18 protein-coding genes are annotated in these 20,654 nt (G+C 71.0%); 3 read left to right on the top strand and 15 right to left on the bottom strand.

Translation table 11 applies throughout. The features are described from left to right. Positions 1–19: 19 nt before the first annotated feature. From TNCT6_RS04580 to TNCT6_RS04570, 3 genes are all read right to left on the bottom strand, one after another. Positions 20–511 carry an NUDIX hydrolase gene (locus TNCT6_RS04580; protein ID WP_141356818.1) on the bottom strand — a complete coding sequence of 164 codons (492 nt, stop codon included), beginning with the start codon at positions 509–511 and terminating at the stop codon, positions 20–22. Between the two features lie 91 nt (positions 512–602). Then, positions 603–1,145 carry a DUF3558 family protein gene (locus tag TNCT6_RS04575; RefSeq protein WP_141356816.1) on the bottom strand — a complete coding sequence of 181 codons (543 nt, stop codon included), beginning with the start codon at positions 1,143–1,145 and terminating at the stop codon, positions 603–605. A 205-nt stretch (positions 1,146–1,350) separates the two neighbouring features. Further along, positions 1,351–2,433: an ADP-ribosylglycohydrolase family protein gene (locus tag TNCT6_RS04570; protein WP_141356814.1), complete on the bottom strand. Its 1,083-nt coding sequence runs from the start codon at positions 2,431–2,433 to the stop codon at positions 1,351–1,353. A gap of 204 nt (positions 2,434–2,637) precedes the next feature. On the opposite strand from TNCT6_RS04570, the gene TNCT6_RS04565 reads away from it, so the two are divergent. Next, positions 2,638–3,780, top strand: a complete 1,143-nt coding sequence (locus TNCT6_RS04565) for a glycerate kinase (RefSeq protein WP_141366093.1) — start codon at positions 2,638–2,640, stop codon at positions 3,778–3,780. A gap of 711 nt (positions 3,781–4,491) precedes the next feature. Here TNCT6_RS04565 and pssA read toward each other — a convergent pair. The 9 genes from pssA to TNCT6_RS04515 all read right to left on the bottom strand — a co-directional run bounded on the left by pssA (position 4,492) and on the right by TNCT6_RS04515 (position 15,534). Then, on the bottom strand, positions 4,492–5,310 hold the full coding sequence (gene pssA, locus TNCT6_RS04555) for a CDP-diacylglycerol--serine O-phosphatidyltransferase (protein WP_100566767.1): 819 nt from the start codon (positions 5,308–5,310) through the stop codon (positions 4,492–4,494). 22 nt (positions 5,311–5,332) lie between these two features. Beyond that, positions 5,333–5,989: a phosphatidylserine decarboxylase gene (locus TNCT6_RS04550; RefSeq protein WP_141356812.1), complete on the bottom strand. Its 657-nt coding sequence runs from the start codon at positions 5,987–5,989 to the stop codon at positions 5,333–5,335. A gap of 170 nt (positions 5,990–6,159) precedes the next feature. Then, positions 6,160–7,365, bottom strand: coding sequence for an acyl-CoA dehydrogenase family protein (locus tag TNCT6_RS04545; protein WP_141356810.1), 1,206 nt, complete (start codon positions 7,363–7,365; stop codon positions 6,160–6,162). A gap of 3 nt (positions 7,366–7,368) precedes the next feature. Beyond that, entirely contained in the window at positions 7,369–7,893 is a 525-nt protein-coding gene (locus TNCT6_RS04540; protein ID WP_141356807.1) for a MaoC family dehydratase, read from the bottom strand. A gap of 5 nt (positions 7,894–7,898) precedes the next feature. After that, the gene (locus TNCT6_RS04535) at positions 7,899–8,873 is read right to left on the bottom strand and encodes a CoA ester lyase (protein ID WP_141356805.1); all 975 of its coding nucleotides are present in this window, start codon (positions 8,871–8,873) and stop codon (positions 7,899–7,901) included. Beyond that, on the bottom strand, positions 8,870–10,918 hold the full coding sequence (locus tag TNCT6_RS04530) for a protein meaA (protein WP_141356803.1): 2,049 nt from the start codon (positions 10,916–10,918) through the stop codon (positions 8,870–8,872). The genes TNCT6_RS04535 and TNCT6_RS04530 overlap by 4 nt, the downstream gene beginning before the upstream one ends. 9 nt (positions 10,919–10,927) lie before the next feature. Beyond that, positions 10,928–12,265 (bottom strand): crotonyl-CoA carboxylase/reductase, encoded by a 1,338-nt coding sequence (gene ccrA / locus TNCT6_RS04525; RefSeq protein ID WP_172633178.1) that lies wholly within the window; start codon positions 12,263–12,265, stop codon positions 10,928–10,930. A 508-nt stretch (positions 12,266–12,773) separates the two neighbouring features. Next, positions 12,774–13,592 (bottom strand): TetR family transcriptional regulator, encoded by an 819-nt coding sequence (locus TNCT6_RS04520; RefSeq protein WP_253266023.1) that lies wholly within the window; start codon positions 13,590–13,592, stop codon positions 12,774–12,776. Positions 13,593–13,728: 136 nt separating this feature from the next. Further along, the gene (locus tag TNCT6_RS04515) at positions 13,729–15,534 is read right to left on the bottom strand and encodes a 3-hydroxyacyl-CoA dehydrogenase family protein (protein WP_141356797.1); all 1,806 of its coding nucleotides are present in this window, start codon (positions 15,532–15,534) and stop codon (positions 13,729–13,731) included. A gap of 384 nt (positions 15,535–15,918) precedes the next feature. Here TNCT6_RS04515 and TNCT6_RS04510 point away from each other — a divergent pair, with 384 nt between their 5' ends. Continuing rightward, complete coding sequence (locus TNCT6_RS04510) at positions 15,919–16,494, top strand: adenylosuccinate lyase (protein ID WP_141356795.1); 576 nt, start codon at positions 15,919–15,921, stop codon at positions 16,492–16,494. A 121-nt stretch (positions 16,495–16,615) separates the two neighbouring features. Here the strand turns inward: TNCT6_RS04510 and TNCT6_RS04505 are convergent, their stop codons facing one another. The 3 genes from TNCT6_RS04505 to TNCT6_RS04495 all read right to left on the bottom strand — a co-directional run bounded on the left by TNCT6_RS04505 (position 16,616) and on the right by TNCT6_RS04495 (position 19,907). Further along, positions 16,616–17,014: a RidA family protein gene (locus tag TNCT6_RS04505; RefSeq protein WP_141356793.1), complete on the bottom strand. Its 399-nt coding sequence runs from the start codon at positions 17,012–17,014 to the stop codon at positions 16,616–16,618. Between the two features lie 101 nt (positions 17,015–17,115). Next, positions 17,116–18,717, bottom strand: a complete 1,602-nt coding sequence (locus tag TNCT6_RS04500) for an alpha/beta hydrolase (RefSeq protein ID WP_141356791.1) — start codon at positions 18,715–18,717, stop codon at positions 17,116–17,118. A gap of 134 nt (positions 18,718–18,851) precedes the next feature. Then, on the bottom strand, positions 18,852–19,907 hold the full coding sequence (locus TNCT6_RS04495; protein WP_141356789.1) for an Rv2578c family radical SAM protein: 1,056 nt from the start codon (positions 19,905–19,907) through the stop codon (positions 18,852–18,854). 191 nt (positions 19,908–20,098) lie between these two features. Between TNCT6_RS04495 and TNCT6_RS04490 the strand changes: the two genes are divergently transcribed. Further along, positions 20,099–20,542, top strand: coding sequence for an SRPBCC family protein (locus TNCT6_RS04490; protein ID WP_141356787.1), 444 nt, complete (start codon positions 20,099–20,101; stop codon positions 20,540–20,542). Positions 20,543–20,654: the final 112 nt, after the last annotated feature.

Here is a 20,654-nt window from a genome sequence, read left to right as displayed (position 1 = left end):
GGTCTGGGTCATCCGGTGGTCATCCGGGGCGGTGGCCGTTCTCCAGTTCCGCCGTGCCCGTGCCGTCGGTCAGGACGTCGAGGGCGGTCAGGACGCGGCGGCCCAGGGCACCCGGGAGGTGGGCGGCGAGTTCGTCGCGGGCGACCAGGCGCCAGGACAGCAGTTCCTCCTCCTGGAGGCGGATCGCCTTGAGGTCGTCGTCGGTGAGGAACCCGCCGTCGTAGAGGTACGCCACCAGCGGCGGCCGTGCGGTGCCGGGCACCCAGTCCACGACGAGCAGCCGACCCGGCTCGCGGTCGAGCCCGATCTCCTCCAGCGTCTCGCGGCGCGCGCCCTGGCGCGGAGTCTCCCCGTCGTCGGATTCGACGGTGCCGCCGGGCAGCGTCCACCCGTCCCGGTAGTTCGGCTCGACGAGAAGCACCTGGCCCTCCGCGTCATGGAAGACGCAGGCGGCAGCGGCGAGGACCCGGGGAAGGCCGGCGATGTACGTGGCGTAGTCCGCGGTGGTCATCCAAGAAGGGTAACGAGCCTCGTGGCAGCCGGTGCGACGCACCGCGTCGCCGGTCCCGCGCCCGGGGCACCGGGACCGGCGTCCGGCGTGGTCACATCCGGGCGGCGACCTTGCGGGCCAGCTCCTCCAGGCGCCGGTCGTTGTCGGCCCGGTCCGCCACCACGGTCATCGCGACCCAGGTGCCCGACGTGCGGAACAGGAGCCCGAACGTTCCGTGGTCCTTGTCGTCGTAGGCGGTCGCCTCGTCGCCGATGCCGGTGAGCGGCTTGCGGTCGGCTGCCCGGAGCATGTCGTCCATGAACTGCCGGGCCTCGTCCCCCTGGATGGTGGACGCGATCGGTACCCCCTCGTGGGTGTATCTGCAGCCGCCCGCGGTGTCCTCGCTCTTCTGCCCCTCGACGGACGTGCCTCCCAGCTCCTGGGCCTCCTGAAGGGAGATGAGCGCGCACGGGTCCGCCGGGGCCTTCTTCGACGGAGCGGAGGGGGCGGCTCCCCCCTGTGAGGCGGTCGCGGAAGGCGCGGAGCCGGCGGCGGGCGCCTTCTCGCCGGAGCCGCCGCAGCCGGCCAGGCCGAGGACCGCGAGCAGGGTCGTGGACAGCAGCGCCGAGCCTCGGCGCACACGGATGAGAGTCATGGTGTTCTCCTGGTTTCTCGCGACGGTCAGGGCTGGTGGAGCCGTTGCCGGACCAGGATCCCGGCCCGCGGGGCGAGAGTCCGGGTGTGGTGCGGATTGGTGACCGCTGTGTGTCCATGTTGTGGAGAAGTGCGATGAGGGCGGACGGAACGCACCATGCCGTTGCAGGAGCGGGCGGGAAGCGGGTCCTGCGGGTGCGGTCCTGTCAGGCGTCGAGGCGGGCCAGACACAGGGTGCGCTCGGCGAGTTCGCCGATGCTGACGCCGTCGAAGCCGAAGACCGCGCTGCGGACCGTGTCCTCGAGGGGGTCCTTCCACTGGGCGGGGACGGACGCCGCACCCGTCATGACGCCGGCCACCGAGCCGGCCGTCGCGCCGTTGGAGTCGGTGTCCAGGCCGCCGCGGACGGTCAGCGCGATGGTACGGGTGAAGTCGCCTCCGCCGTAGAGCAGGCCGGACGTGATGACGGCGGCGTTCGGCACGGTGTGGATCCAGCCGAGACCGGCGGTCTCCTCCGCGAGCGTGTCGAGCGCGTCCTCCCAGGGCAGGCCGGCCTCGTGCAGGGCGAGGGCCCGGCGCACCGTGCGGGCCAGACGGCTGCCGGCCGGGATCACCGTGAGCGCGGTGTCGACGGCGGCGCGGACGGTGGGCGCGGTGAAGGCCGCCGCGATCAGTGCCGCCGCCCACATGGCGCCGTAGACGCCCTTGCCGGTGTGCGACAGCACCGCGTCGCGGCGGGCCAGCAAGGCGGCGCGGCGCGGGTCGCCGGGGCTGGTCCAGCCGTGGATGTCGGCGCGGATCAGGGCGCCGATCCACTCCTGGTACGGGTTGTCGTACGTGGCCGTCAGGGGCGGCTTGAGCCCGTTCGCGAGATTGCGGTACGCGGCCCGCTCCGCGGTGAACGTCTGAAGGTACGGCAGGCGCCGCAGCCACAGCTCGCCGACCTGCTCGGTGATGAAGCCGAAGCCGTGCGTCTCCAGGAGGTCGAGGCCCAGGATCGCGTAGTCGACGTCGTCGTCGCGGCAGCTGCCGTGGATGCGGCCGCGGACGCAGCTCCGCCACTCGGGGCGCAGCGGCGGGTCGTCGTCGCCGGCCGGCTCGGGCAGGTAGTCGGTGAGCGGCAGCGCGTCGGCGGCGCGCAGGTAGCGGTCGATGCGGTCGCGCGTCCACACGTCGCCCTGCTCCACCGGCTTGCCGAGCATGTTGCCGGCGATCCGGCCCAGCCAGCCGCCGAGGATGCGGTCGGCGAGCGCTGGTCCGGTGTCCACGGCGGTGTCCACAGCGGTCATGGGAACCGGTCTACCGGATTCCGGGGGCGGCCGCTCGAGGTTCACGGGCACGCCCTCGGGGTTCACCAGCACGTCAGGGGCTTCTCAGGGTCCGGGCGGGGCATGACGGCGGGGGCGGTCGCCGGTTAAGGTCGCAGCGGCGCGACTGGCCCTGACGTGCGGGGCCCCGGAGAGCAAGGGGATGTCAAGGTGGCGGACGCTGCAGTGCGAGGCACCCGGAGGGTGCTGGTTGCCGCGGACAAGTTCAAGGGCTCGCTGACGGCCGTGCAGGTCGCCGAGCGCGTGACGGCGGGGCTGCGCCGGGTCGTGCCGGACGTGGAGGTGGAGGCGCTGCCCGTCGCCGACGGCGGCGACGGGACCGTGGACGCGGCGGTCGCGGCCGGGTTCGAGCGCCGGGAGGTACGGGTCGCGGGTCCCCTCGGGGACGAGGTGACGGCCGCGTTCGCGCTGCGCGGCGACACGGCGGTCGTGGAGATGGCCGAGGCCAGCGGGTTGCAGCGGCTGCCGACCGGTGTGTTCGCGCCGCTCACGGCGTCCACGTACGGCTCCGGGGAGCTGCTGCGGGCCGCGCTGGACGCGGGGGCGCGCACGATCGTGTTCGGCGTCGGCGGGAGCGCGACGACGGACGGGGGCGCGGGGATGCTGGCCGCGCTCGGGGCGCGGTTCCTGGACGCGGACGGGGAGCCGATTCCGCCCGGCGGCGGGGGGCTGGCGGAACTCGTCCGGGCGGACCTGTCCGGGCTCGACCCGCGGCTCGCCGCGGTGGAGCTGGTGCTCGCGAGCGACGTCGACAATCCGCTGACCGGGCCGAAGGGCGCGCCGGCGGTCTACGGGCCACAGAAGGGCGCCTCGGCGGAGGACGTGTCGACGTTGGACGCTGCGCTCGCACACTTCGCGAAGGTGCTGGAGGGAGTGGACGGGGTCGGGAACCGGGCGGCCGAGTACGCGGCGTCGCCGGGGGCGGGTGCGGCAGGTGGTATCGGGTTCGGGGCGATGCTGCTCGGGGCGCGGTTCCGGGCGGGGATCGAGGTCATGCTCGATGTGCTGGGGTTCGCCCCCGCGCTGGAGCGGGCCTCGTTGGTGATCACCGGTGAAGGCTCCCTGGACGAGCAGACGCTGCACGGGAAGGCTCCGGCCGGGGTCGCGGCGGCGGCGCGGGCGGCGGGGAAGGATGTCGTCGCGGTCTGTGGGCGGCTGGCGCTGGAGCCGGAGGTTCTGGAGCGTGCGGGGATCCGGCGGGCGTATGCCCTGACCGAGGTCGAGCCGGACGTGGCGAAGTGCATTGCGGATGCGGGGCGGATCCTTGAGCAGGTGGCTGAGCGGATCGGGCGTGACTGTCTGGGGTGACTGTCTGGGGTGACGGGGCGGGGGCCTGCCCGGCTGGGTCGGTGTGACGGGGCGTTCCCTGGGGCTGCGCCCCTGCGCCCTGCCGGGGCTGCGCCCCGGGTGCTTTGCTCGCCCGCCCGCCCGGCTCGGTGGGGCTCAGGTGACCGTCCCCTGGGGCTCCGCCCCAGACCCCGGCGGGGCTTCGCCCCAGACCCCGGCGGGGCTGTGCCCCAGACCCCGGCGGGGCTGTGCCCCGGGTGCTTTGCTCGCCCGCCTGCCCGGCTCGGTGGGGCTCAGGTGACCGTCCCCTGGGGCTCCGCCCCAGACCCCGGCGGGGCTCCGCCCCTGCACCCCAGCGGGGCTCTGCCCCTGCACCCCGCCGAGGCTCCGCCCCTTTCGCCCCAGCGTCCCGCCCCACCCAGGCGGCCACCCTGCGGCCCCGGCTGAGACGTTCCCCAGCGGCCCAGCGGCCCAGCGGCCCAGCGGCCCAGCGGCCCAGCGGCCCCGCGGCCCCGCGGCCCTGGCTGGGATGCGCCCCCTGCCCCTGCACCCACACCCCCACCGGCCTACTCGACACCTCCCCCCGCCCTCGTGCCCCCCTCCGCCCACGATCCCGTCCCCCCTCGGAGGCCCGGCCGTGTCCCGTAACAAGAACACCCGTAACAAGAACATGGGAAGGGCCCCGAACCTCACGGTTCGGGGCCCTTCCCATGCGGCGGCCGCAGCGGAGCGCTACGGCTGGGCCGCCCGTGCCTCGCGGCGGTTGTCGCGGAAGTTGTTCACTCGGCGGGCCGTGGCGAACAGGGGGATCACCGCGCCCATGACCAGTTGCAGGGCGCAACCGGTCTGGAGGAGGAGCTGGCCGCTCGGGGCGTCGAAGGCCCAGGCTGCCAGGAGGCCCATGGACAGGACGATCCAGGACAGCATGGCCACCGCCAGGCGGCCCCTCGGCTTCGGGTACTCCACGCGGCTCACCATCAGCCACGCGGTGCCGAGGATGGCCAGCAGCGTGGCCACGAAGGGCAGCTCGAGGAGGACGATCGAGACCACCGTCAACGCGCCGAAGGGAGAGGGCATGCCCTGGAACATGCCGTCCTTCAGCGTCACGCAGGAGAATCTCGCGAGCCGGAGGACCACCGCCAGCAACACCACGATCGCGCCGAGGGCCGCCACCCTCTGGTGGGCGTCGTCCGCGACCATGCCGTAGACGAGGACGAAGTACGCCGGGGCCAGGCCGAAGCTGATCAGGTCGGAGAGGTTGTCCAGCTCCGCGCCCATGGGGGAGGAGCGCAGCTTCCTCGCGACCAGACCGTCGAACAGGTCGAAGACCGCCGCGCACAGCATCAGGATGACCGCCGTGGCGGCGCTGTGCCGGGCCATGCCCGCCGACTCGTCGTTGCCGGTCAGGTGCGGGATCAGGATGCCGGTGGTGGTGAAGTACACCGCCATGAAGCCGCAGGTCGCGTTGCCCAGGGTGAGGGTGTCCGCTATCGACAGGCGCAACGAGAGGGGCATCTCCTCCTCTTCGTCCACCTCGTCCGCCTCCGGCACCCAGCCGGCCTGGGTCTCGGGATCAATCACGGTCAATGCGAGTCACCCCAGCCACGGTCTTCTGGCCGACCTCGACCGCGACGTCCACACCCTCGGGCAGGTACAGGTCGACGCGCGAACCGAAACGGATCAGACCGATCCGCTCGCCCTGCTCGACCTTGGTGCCGGACGGGATGTAGGGGACGATGCGGCGGGCCACCGCGCCGGCGATCTGGACCATCTCGATGTCGCCGAGCTCGGTGTCGAAGTGCCAGACGACCCGCTCGTTGTTCTCGCTCTCCTTGTTGAAAGCCGGAACGAACCCGCCGGGGACGTGCTCGACCGAGGTGACCGTGCCGGAAAGCGGGGCACGGTTGACATGGACGTTCAGCGGGCTCATGAAGATCGCGACGCGGGTGCGGCCGTCCTTCCACGGCATGATGCTCTGCACCACACCGTCGGCGGGCGAGATGACCCGGCCCTGGGCGATCTCGCGCTCGGGGTCGCGGAAGAACCACAGCATCCCCGCCGCCAGCGCGGTGGCGGGAACGGCTACGGCCTTGGCTGCACCCGAGCGGCGGGCGCGGAGAAGGCTGACGGCTGCGGTGGCGACGGTCGGAAGAAGCCACGGCGATGCTCCGCGCGCAAGGCGTACGCCGGCCAGGCTGTCACGATGTGCAGAGGTTTGGCTGTGGGGCATGGATGACCTTCGTAGCGGATGATGCCGCGCTTTCGACGGGGGACGGCGGCTTTCCGCGATCGTAGCGGTTAAGGGCCACAACTGGGTAAGCCGAGCTGCCGAGTCGGCAGCCGAACACCGCTGACGGGGTGTGATCTTCTTCTCGAAGAAAACACCCCGTAGCCGGACATTCAGCCCTGGAACCGATACTCTTCGAGCAGCCTGCGGCCGATGATCATTTTCTGGATCTCGGCGGTGCCTTCACCGATGAGCAGCATGGGTGCCTCACGGTACAGGCGCTCGATCTCGTACTCCTTGGAGAAGCCGTAGCCGCCGTGGATACGGAAGGCGTCCTCCACGACCTCCTTGCAGTACTCGGAGGCCAGGTACTTCGCCATGCCGGCCTCGAGGTCATTGCGCTCGCCCGAGTCCTTCTTGCGGGCCGCGTTCACCATCATGGCATGGGCTGCCTCGACCTTGGTGGCCATCTCCGCCAGCTTGAACTGGATGGCCTGGTGCTGGGCGATCGGTTTGCCGAAGGTGTGGCGCTGCTGGGCGTAGGCCACACCGAGCTCGAAGGCGCGCTGGGCGACGCCGCAGCCCCGGGCCGCCACGTTCACGCGGCCGACCTCGACGCCGTCCATCATCTGGTAGAAGCCGCGGCCGGTGACGCCGCCGAGCACCCGGTCGGCCGGGACGCGCAGCCCGTCCATGATCAGCTCGGTGGTGTCGACGCCCTTGTAGCCCATCTTGTCGATCTTGCCGGGGATGGTCAGTCCGGGGCGGACCTCGCCGAAGCCGGGCTCCTTCTCCACCAGGAAGGTCGTCATGGACTTGTGGGGCGCGGTGCCCTCGGGGTGGCCCTCGTCACTTCTGACCAGGACCGCCACGAGTGACGACGTACCGCCGTTCGTCAGCCACATCTTCTGGCCGGTCAGGACGTACTCGTCGCCGTCCTTCACCGCCTTCGACGTGATCGCCGACACGTCGGAGCCCAGGCCCGGCTCCGACATCGAGAAGGCGCCGCGGATGTCGCCGGCCGCCATCCGGGGCAGGAAGTGGTCCTTCTGCTTACGCGTGCCGTGCTGCTTGAGCATGTACGCGACGATGAAGTGCGTGTTGATGATGCCGGACACCGACATCCAGCCGCGGGCGATCTCCTCCACGCACAGCGCGTACGTCAGCAGCGACTCGCCCAGGCCCCCGTACTCCTCGGGGATCATCAGACCGAACAGGCCCAGTTCCCTCAGGCCGTCCACGATCGCTTGCGGGTACTCGTCGCGGTGCTCCAGCTCGGTCGCGACCGGGATGATCTCCTTGTCGACAAAGTCACGGACGGTGGAGACGATCTCCTGCTGCACGTCCGTCAGACCGGCGGTCTGGGCGAGTCGGGCCATGGCCTACTTCTCCGTCTTTTCCGAAGGGACGTTCGGCTCCGGGCGGCCCGGCTGTTCGCCGCCGCGCTCCTTGGTGTACGTCTCGGTCGGCACCATCACCTTGCGCCGGAAGGTGCACACCAGCGTGCCGTCCTGCTTGTAGCCCCTGGTCTCGACGTGGACGATGCCGCGGTCGCTCTTCGACGCCGACGGCCGCTTGTCGAGCACGGTCGTCTCGCCGTAGATCGTGTCGCCGTGGAAGGTCGGCGCCACGTGCCTGAGCGACTCGATCTCCAGGTTGGCGATCGCCTTGCCGGAGACGTCCGGGACGGACATGCCGAGCAGGAGGGAATAGATGTAGTTGCCCACGACGACGTTCTTGCCGAAGTCGGTCGTCTTCTCGGCGTAGTTGGCGTCCATGTGGAGCGGGTGGTGATTCATGGTCAGGAGGCAGAACAGGTGGTCGTCGTACTCCGTGACCGTCTTGCCCGGCCAGTGCTTGTAGACCGCCCCGACCTCGAACTCCTCGAAAGTTCGTCCGAACTGCATGCCGCTCAGCCCTCCGGGATCTCGAACGTGCTGGTGCGCCGCATGCCCGCCGCGCGGCCCTTGCCCGCGACGACCAGCGCCATTTTGCGGCTGGCCTCGTCGATCATCTCGTCGCCGAGCATCGCCGAGCCCTTCTTGCCGCCCGCCTCGGACGTGCAGTACTCGTACGCGTCCAGGATCAGCTCCGCGTGGTCGTAGTCCTCCTGGGACGGCGAGAAGACCTCGTTCGCGGCCTCCACCTGGCCGGGGTGCAGCACCCACTTGCCGTCGAATCCGAGGGCGGCGGCCCGCCCCGCCACCTCCCGGAAGCCGTCGACGTTGCGGATCTGAAGGTAGGGGCCGTCGATCGCCTGGAGGTCGTTGGCGCGCGCGGCCATCAGGATCTTCATCAGGATGTAGTGGTAGGCGTCCGCCGGGTAGCCGGGCGGCTGCTCGCCCACGACGAGCGATTTCATGTTGATCGACGCCATGAAGTCGGCGGGGCCGAAGACGATCGTCTCGACGCGCTCGGAGGCCTGCGCGATCTCGTTGACGTTGTTCAGGCCCCGCGCGTTCTCGATCTGCGCCTCGATGCCGATGCGGCCCACCTCGAAGCCCATGGTCTTCTCGATCTGCGTCAGCAGCAGGTCGAGCGCCACGACCTGCTGGGCGTCCTGCACCTTCGGCAGCATGATGCAGTCCAGGTTCTGGCCCGCGCCCTCGACCACCGTCACGACGTCCCGGTACGTCCACTCGGTCGTCCAGTCGTTGACCCGGACCACCCTGGTCTTGCCCGTCCAGTCGCCCTCGTTGAGGAACTTGACGATGGTGTGCCGCGCCTCCGGCTTGGCCAGCGGCGCGCACGCGTCCTCCAGGTCCAGGAACACCTGGTCGGCGGGCAGGCCCTGCGCCTTCTCCAGGAAACGGGGGTTGGAGCCCGGTACGGCCAGGCAGGAGCGCCGCGGACGCAGGCGGTCGACCTGGGGAGCGGGGCTGGTCATGCGGGGACCTCCAAGGGGTCGAGCTTGTTGGCTTTCCTGATCTCGTCGACGATACGGCCGATGATCCCGGTGATGTCGAAGTCCTTCGGGGTGAAGACCGCGGCCACTCCCGCGGCCCTGAGCTGCTCGGCGTCACCGTTCGGAATGATCCCGCCGGCGATCACCGGGATGTCGGCCGCGCCGGCCTCGCGCAGCCGCTCCAGCACGTCCGGCACCAGTTGGGCGTGCGAGCCGGACAGGATGGACAGGCCGACCGCGTGCACGTCCTCGGCGAGGGCCGCGTCCACGATCTGCTCGGGGGTGAGCCGGATGCCCTGGTAGACCACCTCGAACCCGGCGTCGCGGGCCCGTACGGCGATCTGCTCGGCGCCGTTGGAGTGTCCGTCCAGGCCCGGCTTGCCGACCAGGAAGCGCAGCTTGCCCACGCCCAGGTCTCGGGCGGTGGCGTCCACCTTGCGCCGCACCTCCGACAGGGCCGAGCCCTCCTCGGCGGTCACGGTCACCGGAGCGGAGGACACCCCGGTGGGCGCCCGGAACTCGCCGAACACCTCGCGCAGGGCGCCGGCCCACTCGCCGGTCGTGACACCCGAGCGGGCGCACTCCAGCGTGGCCTCCATGAGATTGCCGGCGCCCTTGGCCGCCTCCTTCAGCCGCTCCAGCGCCTTGCAGGGGCGCGGGTGGTTGAACGGCGGCTGGTAGCGGGTGTCGCGCCAGTGCCGGAGCGAGTCGGTCACGCGGGCCTCGACCGCCGGGTCGACCGTCTGGATCGCGGTGTCCAGATCGGCGGTGAGCGGGTTCGGCTCGGTGCCCTCGAATATGTTGACGCCGACGATCTTCTCCCGGCCCGACTCGATCCGGGCCCGGCGCTCGGCGTGCGAGGCGACCAGCTGCGACTTCAGGTAACCGGACTCCACGGCGGCCATCGCGCCGCCCAGCTCCTGGATGTGCTCGATCTCGGCGAGGACCGCCTCGACCAGCTCCGCCACCTTCGCCTCGACCACCTTCGAGCCCTCGAAGATGTCCTCGTACTCCAGCAGGTCGGACTCGTACGCCAGCACCTGCTGGATGCGCAGTGACCACTGCTGGTCCCAGGGCCGGGGCAGGCCGAGGGCCTCGTTCCAGGCCGGCAGCTGCACGGCACGCGCGCGTGCGTCCTTGGAGAGGGTGACGGCCAGCATCTCCAGGACGATCCGCTGGACGTTGTTCTCCGGCTGCGCCTCGGTCAGGCCGAGGGAGTTGACCTGGACGCCGTAGCGGAAGCGGCGGTGCCTGGGGTCCTCGATGCCGTACCGCTCGCGGGTGATCCGGTCCCAGACGCGGCCGAACGCCCGCATCTTGCACATCTCCTCGACGAAGCGGACGCCCGCGTTCACGAAGAAGGAGATGCGGCCGACGACATCGCCCATGCGCTCCCGCGGCACCTGGCCGCTGTCGCGCACCGCGTCCAGGACGGCGATCGCGGTGGACATCGCGTACGCGATCTCCTGCACCGGCGTGGCGCCGGCTTCCTGGAGGTGGTAGCTGCAGATGTTGATCGGGTTCCACTTGGGCATGTGGGAGACCGTGTACGCGATCATGTCCGTGGTGAGCCGGAGGCTCGGGCCCGGCGGGAAGACATGGGTGCCGCGGGACAGGTACTCCTTGACGATGTCGTTCTGGGTCGTGCCCTGGAGCTTGGTGATGTCCGCGCCCTGCTCCTCCGCGACGACCTGGTAGAGCGCCAGCAGCCACATGGCCGTGGCGTTGATCGTCATCGAGGTGTTCGTCTGCTCCAGGGGGATGTCCTGGAACAGCCGGCGCATGTCGCCGAGGTGCGCGACCGGCACGCCGACCCGGCCGACCTCGCCGCGGGCGAGGACGTGGTCGGCGTCGTAGCCGGTCTGCGTCGGCAGGTCGAACGCCACCGACAGACCGGTCTGGCCCTTGGCGAGGTTGCGCCGGTACAGCTCGTTGGAGGCCTCGGCCGTGGAGTGGCCGGCGTAGGTGCGCATGAGCCACGGCCGGTCTCTGTCCGCGTGCGCCCGCGGTGTCTGACGCTCACTCATGTGCGCCTCTCAGATGTTCCGGAAGCGGTTGATGGCGTCGATGTGCCGGGCGCGCATCTCCTCGTCGCGCACGCCCAGGCCTTCCTCGGGCGCCAGGCACAGCACGCCGACCTTGCCCTGGTGCAGGTTGCGGTGCACGTCGTACGCCGCCTGCCCGGTGTCCTCCAGGGAGTAGACCCGGGACAGCGTCGGGTGGATCTTGCCCTTGGCGATCAGGCGGTTGGCCTCCCAGGCCTCGCGGTAGTTGGCGAAGTGGGAGCCGATGATGCGCTTCAGGGACATCCACAGGTAGCGGTTGTCGTACTCGTGGGTGTAGCCCGAGGTGGAGGCGCAGGTGACGATGGTCCCGCCCTTGCGGGTGACGTACACGCTCGCGCCGAAGGTCTCGCGGCCGGGGTGCTCGAAGACGATGTCGACGTCCTCGCCACCGGTGAGTTCGCGGATGCGCTTGCCGAAGCGCTTCCACTCCTTGGGGTCCTGGGTGTGCTCGTCCTTCCAGAACCTGTAGTTCTCGGCGGTGCGGTCGATGATCGCCTCGGCGCCCATGGCGCGGCAGATGTCCGCCTTCTGGTCGCTGGAGACGACGCAGACGGGGGTCGCGCCGCCGGCGAGGGCGAACTGCGTGGCGTAGCTGCCGAGTCCGCCGCTCGCGCCCCAGATGAGCACGTTGTCGCCCTGCTTCATGCCGGCGCCGTTGCGGGAGACCAGCTGGCGGTAGGCGGTGGAGTTGACCAGGCCGGGGGCGGCGGCCTCCTCCCAGCTCAGATGGCCGGGCTTGGGCATCAGCTGGTTGGACTTGACGAGCGCGATCTCGGCGAGGCCGCCGAAGTTGGTCTCGAAGCCCCAGATGCGCTGCTCCGGGTCGAGCATCGTGTCGTTGTGGCCGTCGCTCGACTCCAGTTCGACGGACAGGCAGTGCGCGACGACCTCGTCACCGGGCTGCCAGGCGTTGACGCCGGGGCCGGTGCGCAGGACGACGCCGGCCAGGTCGGAGCCGATGATGTGGTACGGCAGGTCGTGCCGCTTGGCCAGCTCGTTGGTGCGGCCGTATCGCTCCAGGAAGCCGAACGTCGACAGCGGCTCGAAGATCGAGGTCCACACCGAGTTGTAGTTGACCGAGGAGGCCATGACGGCCACCAGGGCCTCGCCCGGGCCCAGCTCGGGCAGCGGCACCTCGTCCAGGTGCAGGGACTTGCGCGGGTCCTTGTCGCGGGTGGAGAGCCCGTCGAACATCTCCGTCTCGTCCTTGTGCACGGTGATCGCGCGGTACGACTCGGGCAGTGGCAGGGCGGCGAAGTCGGCGGGCGTGGAGTCCGGCGACTGGATCGCGTCCAGGATGTCCTTCACGGTCACGGTGTTGCCTCCGGCGTCGAGCGCCCTGAGGGAGGGGCGCTGAGGGTTACGTCGGTGCTGCTGAGGGGCGGTGAGGGGGGCCGTCGGTCCGGCCGGGTGCCGTCGGTTCGGCGGGTGGGGCTTCGGCAGCGCTTTGTGGCGCGGGAGGTTGCCTGTGACGCAGGCGTCCGGGCGTGCGAGCCGCCATCGGCTTGCTGGGACAGCCGGCGTGCGTGCGGTTCTCCGCGCGCCGGCCGCCCGGACACCTTCAACGTATGACACCGCGTGTCACCGTGCAAGGCGCTGAGTGCCAGAATTCTCGCTCAGACGAAAACTTTACGCAACAAATGAGCGATGATCGATCGAATGGCAGTGCCGAGACGGGTGAAAAGGGGCTCCGACATGCAAAAACAGCCACCCCGTGGGGTGGCCGTCGGTGACGTGGCACTCGTGGCCGTGAGGCGGTACGTGGCCCCTCGCGGTCGTGAGGCGGTACGCGGCTCTCTCGTGGCCGCGAGGCTCTTCAGCGCTCTTTCAGCGCCTCCTCGATGGTGCGCATGACCTCTTCCAGCGGGGCGTCGGTGCGGGCGACCGCCACCAGTACCTCGCCCTGCTGGGACACCGCCGCCGAGGGCGCGGAGCCGGACGCGGGCGCCGCGGCGCGGCCGGCCCCGATCCCGGTGCCGAACGTCTTGCGCACGATCGCGAAGGCGTGGTCGAGCTGCGCCTCCACGTCTCCCTGGCCGTCGGCCCGCAGCCAGCGCCGCAGCACGTGGTTGTGCGCGGTGACCACGGCCGAGGCGGCGACCTCCGCGAGCAGCGGGTCGTCGTTGGCGTCGTCGGCGTGCACGCGCTCGTCGAAGTGGCCCAGCAGATAACGCGTGAACAGGCGCTCGTAGCGGGCCACCGAGGCGATCTCCGCCTCGCGCAGCGTGGGCACCTCGCGGGTCAGCTTGTAGCGGGCGACCGAGATCTCCGGCTGCGCCGCGTACATCTTCATGACTTCCTTGATGCCCCGGCACACCGTGTCGAGCGGGTGCTCGTGCGCGGGGGCCGCGTTGAGGACGGCCTCGGCGCGGATCAGGGTGTCGTCATGGTCGGGGAAGATGGCCTCTTCCTTGGAACGGAAGTGCCGGAAGAAGGTGCGGCGGGCGACCCCGGCCGCCGCGGCGATCTCGTCGACCGTGGTCGCCTCGTACCCCTTGGTCGCGAACAGCTCCATCGCGGCGGCCGCCAGCTCCCGGCGCATCTTGAGCCGTTGGGCGGCCGCGCGGGAGCCGGCGGCGCTCTCCGGCGCGTCGGGCGTGGCGGGTGTACGTGTGGACTTGGCGGGCTGGGGCATGACCCGAACGTACTGCATCCGCGCAGCCCGGCGCGCACGTCCCCGGGTTCCTCCGTCCTCGGTGGGCGGGGGAGCGGTCGCCGGTTCCAGCAGGCCGCCCCACTCCCGCCCGTCCGCGAACCGGTCGCCGGGCCGGTCAGCGCCGGGCATGTTCGCGGAAGCCGCGGCCGGTCTTGCGGCCGAGGCAGCCCGCGGCCACCAGATGCTCCAGGAGCGGTGCCGGGGCCAGGCCCGGGTCGCGGAACTCGCGGTGCAGGACCTTCTCGATGGCCAGCGAGACGTCCAGGCCGACGACGTCGAGCAGTTCGAACGGGCCCATGGGGTAACCACCGCCGAGCTTCATCGCCGCGTCGATGTCGTCCAGGGACGCGTAGTGCTCCTGCACCATCTTGACCGCGTTGTTGAGGTACGGGAACAGCAGGGCGTTGACGATGAAGCCCGCGCGGTCCCCGCAGTCGACGGCGTGCTTCTTGATCCTGACGCAGACCTCGCGGACCGTCGCGTGGACGTCGTCCTCCGTCAGCACCGTGCGGACGACCTCGACCAGCTTCATCGCGGGCGCCGGGTTGAAGAAGTGCATGCCGATCACCTCGTGCGGGCGCGAGGTGGCGCGGGCGCAGGCGACCACGGGAAGCGAGGAGGTGGTGGTGGCCAGGATCGCGCCCGGCTTGCAGACCTTGTCCAGCGCCGCGAACAGCTGCTGCTTGACCGGCAGGTCCTCGGCGACGGCCTCGACGGCGAGGTCCACCTCCGCGAAGTCGTCGAGGGTGCCGGTCGCCGTGATCCGGTCCAGGGTCTGCGCGGCGGCCTCGGCGGTCAGCCGGCCCTTGTCGACAGAGCGTGAAAGCGACTTGCCGATACGGGCCTTGGCGGCCTGTGCCTTCTCCGCGCTGCGGGCGGCCAGCACGACCTCGTACCCGGCCTTCGCGAACACCTCGGCGATGCCGGAGGCCATGGTGCCCGAGCCGGCGACGCCGACGGAGCGCACGGGGCGGCCGGGGGCGAGGACGTCACCGGCCGGCGGGGTCAGCGCGTCCCGCACGACGGTGCCGCTGCCCGGGGCCTCGTAGGTGTAGAAGCCGCGGCCCGCCTTGCGGCCCGTCAGACCGGCCTCGCTGAGCTGCTTCAGGATCGGCGCCGGGGCGTGCAGCCGGTCGCGCGACTCGGCGTACATGGCCTCCAGGACCGTGCGCGCGGTGTCGACGCCGATCAGGTCGAGCAGCGCCAGCGGGCCCATCGGCAGTCCGCAGCCGAGCCGCATCGCGGCGTCGATGTCCTCGCGGGTGGCGTACCTCCCCTCGTACATCGCCGCGGCCTGGTTGAGGTAGCCGAACAGCAGCCCGTCGGCGACGAATCCGGGCCGGTCGCCGACCGCGACGGGCTCCTTGCCCAGTTCCAGGGCGAGGTCGGTGACCGCCTCGACGGCCTGCGGGGCGGTCAGCACCGAGGAGACGATCTCGACCAGCCTCATGGCCTGCGCGGGGTTGAAGAAGTGCAGGCCGAGCACCCGCTCCGGGTGGGCCGAGTCGGCGGCCAGGCGGGTCACCGACAGGGCGTTGGTGCCGGTGGCCAGGATCGCCCCCGGCCGCACGATGCCGTCCAGTTCCCGGAGGATCTGCTGCTTGGTCTCGTACGACTCCGGCGCCACCTCGATGACCAGGTCGGCGTCGGCCGCCGCGGCCAGGTCGGTGGAGGTGCGCACGCGGGCGAGCGCGTCCGTGCGCTCCCGGTCGGTCAGGCGCCCGCGTTCGACGGCGCGGGCGGTGGAGTTCTCCAGGGCGGCGACGCACCTGGCGGCCGCCGCCTCGCTGATGTCGATGCCGACGATCTCGCGGCCGGCGCGGGCCAGGACCTCGGTGATGCCGGTGCCCATGGTGCCGAGGCCGACGACGGCGATCGTCTTCAGCGGGGACAGGGAGATGTCGGAGAGGGGAGTGGCCATCGCGGGACTCCAGGAATGAGAGTGACGACTGGGAACGCGCCCCGGATGCGCCGACGGGCGCAACGGGTGCGGAAGGAAGGGGTTGCGGGTGCTGCCGGGCCGAATGCGCACACGCCCGGTGCCGTTCGCCGCGGGCGCCTGTGCGCCCGGCAGCCGGCGGAGCCGACCGGCTCTGTCCCGAAGCCGGGTCGTACTGCGGTACTCGGGGTACCGAACCGACAACACTCGCGGTGGCTGCGTCACCAGGCCACTGCGAGAGGGTGCGAGAGGGTGCCTCGCTCGTATGAGCTTAACCGGTGGGTAACGAGCGCGCCACCCCCCTGAGTCTCCTCGAGTTTGTGATGTACGTCCCGCGTGGCGGGCCACGATCCTAGGCTGGCCTTCGTGGACGAAGAGTTGCGATCGCTCACGGAGCGCATACGGCAGGAGACGGGCGGATCGGCGGCGTACGAGCATCTGGTGGCCACCCGGGACCCGGGCGAGCTGGCCGAGGTGCTCACGGCTCCCGGGCAGCCCCTGTGGGCCCGGGAGCTGGCCGCGTTCCGCCTCGGCCTCGCGGGGGACCGGCGGGCCTTCGAGTCCCTGGTGCTGCTGCTGAACCACCGCGACCCGCCGCGCTGCGTCGGTGCCGCGTACGCGCTGGCCCGGCTCGGCGATCCCCGCACCGCCCGCGCCGCGGCGGCCCTGGCCACCAACGAGCTGCGGGTCGCCTACGCGCTGCATCCGGTACGGCTGCTGGTGGAGCTGCGGGCCCCCGAGTCCGTGCCCGCCCTGATCACCACGCTGGAACGCCGGCTCCGCCCGGACGACCCCTACCGCCGGGTGGCACTGGCCTGTGTGGAGGGCCTGGGCACGCTGGGCGACGTCCGGGCCCGCCCCGTCCTCACCGAGGCCCTCGCTCATCCGGCCCTGGCACAGGCGGCGGTCGACGCCCTGGCCCGCATCCCGAAGTCCGGGTGAGCGGCCGGGACCCGCGGGAGCACGCGGACGGCTCCGGCGGCCGCACGTGGGCCCCGACGGCCGGGCCCGCCCGCGCGTTGACACCTCACCCGGGTCACTCGGGCGGTGCGACGGGAACACCTCACTCGGGCAGTACGGCGAACGCCTCGACCTCCATCAGGAACTCGGGGCGGACCAGGGCCGCGACCTGGACGGCCGAGGAGGCGGGCAGGCGGTCGTCGGCCAGGTGGGCCGTGCGGGCGGCGCGGATCGCCGGGAGGTGGGCCGTGTCCGTGAGGAAGTAGGTGAACTTGACGACGTTGTCGAAGGTCGCGCCGGCGGCGGCCAGGCAGTGGCGGAGGTTCTCGAAGATCTGCCGGGCCTGCGCGTCCGGGTCGCCCTCGCCCACGAGCTCGCCGTTCTCGTCCAGGGCGACCTGGCCGGAGATCGCGACGAAACGGCCGGTGCCCATGACGACATGGGAGTAGTGCGCGGCGGGGGCGACCCCGTCGGGGGCGGGAATCCTGGTTGGCTCGCTCATGAGTCCATGGTGGACCATGCGTCCGGCAACCATGAACCGGTCACCGCCCCCGACGGACCGTCAGACCGCTTGCGGCGACCCGGGGTAGCCGGTTCGGCCGCTCAGCCGCGGAAGCGGACGAGGTCGTGCAGCGCCGCCCCGCGCGAGGCACCGGACGGGGAGGCGGCCGCGGCGGCCGCCGCCGCGCTCAGCGGCTTCGGGTCGGGCAGCCGCCGGCACACCGCGTCCGCGACACCGTGCCCGCGCGGCACCTTGCCCTTGGTCAGGTACGTCGCCAGGTACTTGTCCAGGCAGGCGTTCCCGCTCAGGGTGATGCCGTGGTTGCCGCCGCCCTGCTCCACCACCAGGCTGGAGTTCCGCAGCAGCCGGTGCACCGTGACACCACCCTCGTACGGGGTGGCCGCGTCGTCGGTCGCCTGGAACAGCAGCACCGGCGGCAGCTTGCTGTTGGCGACGTTCGCCGGGCGCTTGGAGGAGACCGGCCAGAAGGCGCAGGGCGCGTTGTACCAGGCGTTGTTCCAGGTCATGAACGGCGCCTTGGCGTACACGGCCCAGTTGTCCTTGCGCCACTGCCGCCAGTCTCGCGGCCACGAGGTGTCACGGCACTGCACGGAGGTGTAGACGCTGTAGCCGTTGTCGCCGGAGGCGTCCACGGTGGCGAAGTTCTCGTACGCCTCGACCAGCGGCGCGGTCTTCTTGTCGTTCGCGTACGCCGCGAACGCCTGGGCGAGGTAGGGCCAGTAGCCGTTGTAGTAGCCGCCCGGGATGAAGGTGTCCTCCAGTTCGGAGGCGCCGACCTTGCCGCCCGCGGGCTTCTTGGCGAGCGCCGCCCGCATCGCGTACCACTTGGCCTCGATCTTCGCCGGGTCCGTGCCCAGCCTGTAGGTCGAGTCGTGCTTCGCGATCCACGCCATGAAGGCCTGCTGACGGCCCTCGAAGGCGTAGTCCTGCTGGATGTTGTCCTCGTACCAGACGCCCGTCGGGTCCACGATCGAGTCGAGGACCAGCCGGCGCACCCGCTCGGGGAAGAGCTTGGCGTACACCGCGCCGAGGTAGGTGCCGTAGGAGTAACCGAAGTAATTGATCTTCTTCGCGCCGAGGGCCCGGCGGATCGAGTCCATGTCGGTCGCCGCGTTGACCGTGTTGATGTGCGGCAGCACGCTCGCGTACTTCTTGCCGCAGGCGGCGGCGAAGGACTTCGCGCGCGCGAGGTTGGCGTTCTCGATCGTGGGCGTGTTCGGCACCGAGTCCGGGCGCACGGGGTTGAAGGAACCCGGCTTGCAGTCGAGCGCCGGGGAACTCCTGCCCACGCCGCGCGGGTCGAAGCCGATGACGTCGTACTGGGCCGCGACCTCCTTGGGCAGGGAGGAGGCGACGAAACCGGCGAGCGAGAGGCCGCTGCCGCCGGGACCGCCGGGGTTGACCAGCAGGGGGCCCTGGTAGGTCTTGGCGGTGTGCGGGACGCGGGACAGCGCCAGCGTGATCTTCTTCCCGGACGGATGTCTGTAGTCGAGCGGCACCTTCAAGGACCCGCACTGGAGGGTCGGATAACTGGCGGTGCCGCACTTCTTCCAGGTGACCTTGGCGGCGGATGCGGCGGATGCGGCGGCGGGATGCGGCGTGCTCGCGTCGGCGGGGACGGCCGTGAGGGATCCGGCCATGACGACGGCGGCACCGCACAGCACGGCGGCGCTTCTTCTCATAAGTCCTCCCAGGACGGAGAGGCTGCGCACCGCGGTCTCGCGGTGCTCGCCGCATCGTCCCGGAAAGAACTAGCGGAAGAACGCGTTCTGACAATTCTTGACCCAATTGGGCCGGGTGATGCGCTCGAACGATCTCAAATGAGCGTGAGTTGAGTCGGTTCGGGCATCGGGGGTGGCGTCGGCTCGGCCGGCTGGATGTGGCGGGCCGCTCCCGCGCGCGCCGGCCCGATCCCGTACTCCCGTGCCAGCTCGTGCACCTGACGGGTGATCCGGCGCTGGTACCACTTGGGGGCGTAGGCGCCCTCGGCGTACAGCCGCTCGTAGTGGCGCACGAGGTGCGGGTGGTGCTGTTCGAGCCAGGCCATGAACCACTCGCGGGCGCCGGGCCGCAGATGCAGCACCAGCGGGGTGACGGAGGTGGCCCCGGCTGTCGCGATCTCCCTTACGGTGTCCCGCAGTTGGGCCGGCCTGTCGCTCAGGAACGGGATCACCGGTGCCATCAGCACTCCGCAGCCGATGCCGTGCTCCCCGAGGGTGCGTACGACGTCCAGGCGCCGTTCGGGCGCGGGGGTGCCCGGCTCGACGGTGCGCCACAGCTCGGTGTCGGTGAAGCCCACCGAGACGCAGACGCCCACGTCGGTGACCTCGGCCGCCTGGGTGAGCAGGTCCAGGTCGCGCAGGATCAGCGTGCCCTTGGTCAGGATCGAGAAGGGGTTGGCGTGGTCGCGCAGCGCGCTCAGGATGCCCGGCATCAGCCGGTAGCGGCCCTCGGCCCGCTGGTAGCAGTCCACGTTCGTGCCCATGGCGATGTGCTCGCCGTGCCAGCGGCGTGAGGCCAGCTGGCGGCGCAGCAGCTCCGGGGCGTTCACCTTGACCACGATCTGCGTGTCGAAGCCGATGCCCGTGTCGAGGTCCAGATAGCTGTGCGTCTTGCGCGCGAAGCAGTACACGCACGCGTGCGTACAGCCGCGGTACGGGTTGACCGTCCACTCGAAGGGCATGCGCGAGGCGCCCGGCACCCGGTTGATGATCGAGCGGGCCCGGATCTCGTGGAAGGTGATCCCGCGGAACTCGGGAGTGTCGAAGGTGCGTGTGGTGACCGCGTCCGCCCCGAAGAGCGCGGCGTCGGCCCGGCTGTGACCGAAGTCCCCGGGGTTCCCCGGGGCCGCGGTGAGGTTGTCCCAGCGCATGGCGCCTCCTCGGTAGTGCTCAGCACAGAATAGAACACATGTTCCCTTGATCGTGCGGGTGACCGTACGGACGCCGTTCCCGATCACTCCCTGTGCCGTGTTCGATCACTTGCCGGGCCCCGATTTGGGGCCCCGGGCGGCGGGGTGATTGGCTTGGCCCAAGCCTGAGAACGGATGTCCTGGAGGAAGCCATGGCGCAGGTCGAGGCCACTACGGAGCGGGTCGTCGCCGCCGACGCGGAGACGGTGTTCGACGCGGTCGCCGACTACAGCGGCACCCGCCCGAAGGTGCTGCCCGAGCACTTCAGCGAGTACGAGGTGCGCGAGGGCGGTGACGGCGAGGGCACCCTCGTCCACTGGAAGCTCCAGGCCACGAGCAAGCGGGTCCGCGACTGCCTGATGGAGGTGTCCGAGCCCACCGACGGCGAGCTGGTCGAGAAGGACCGCAACTCCACCATGGTCACCGTCTGGCGCGTCACCCCGGCCGGCGAGGGCAAGTCCCGCGTCGTGGTCACCACCACCTGGAAGGGCGCCGGGGGCATCGGCGGCTTCTTCGAGAGGACGTTCGCCCCCAAGGGCCTCGCCCGGATCTACGACGCGATGCTCGCCAAGCTCGCCACCGAGGTCGAGAAGTAGCCCTTCCGGGGCAACTCCTCTGCCAACGGGCCCCGTTGGCTCCTCACCGGTTCGAGTGGATCTCCCCTCGGACCGGAGGCCCGCCGTAACTCGTCGCCTTGTCCGCAGTTGT

This window comes from Streptomyces sp. 6-11-2, from assembly GCF_006540305.1.
GTDB lineage: Bacteria > Actinomycetota > Actinomycetes > Streptomycetales > Streptomycetaceae > Streptomyces.
The sequence above is the reverse complement of the archived record's forward strand: the minus strand, read 5'-3'. Positions and strand labels throughout refer to the sequence as shown.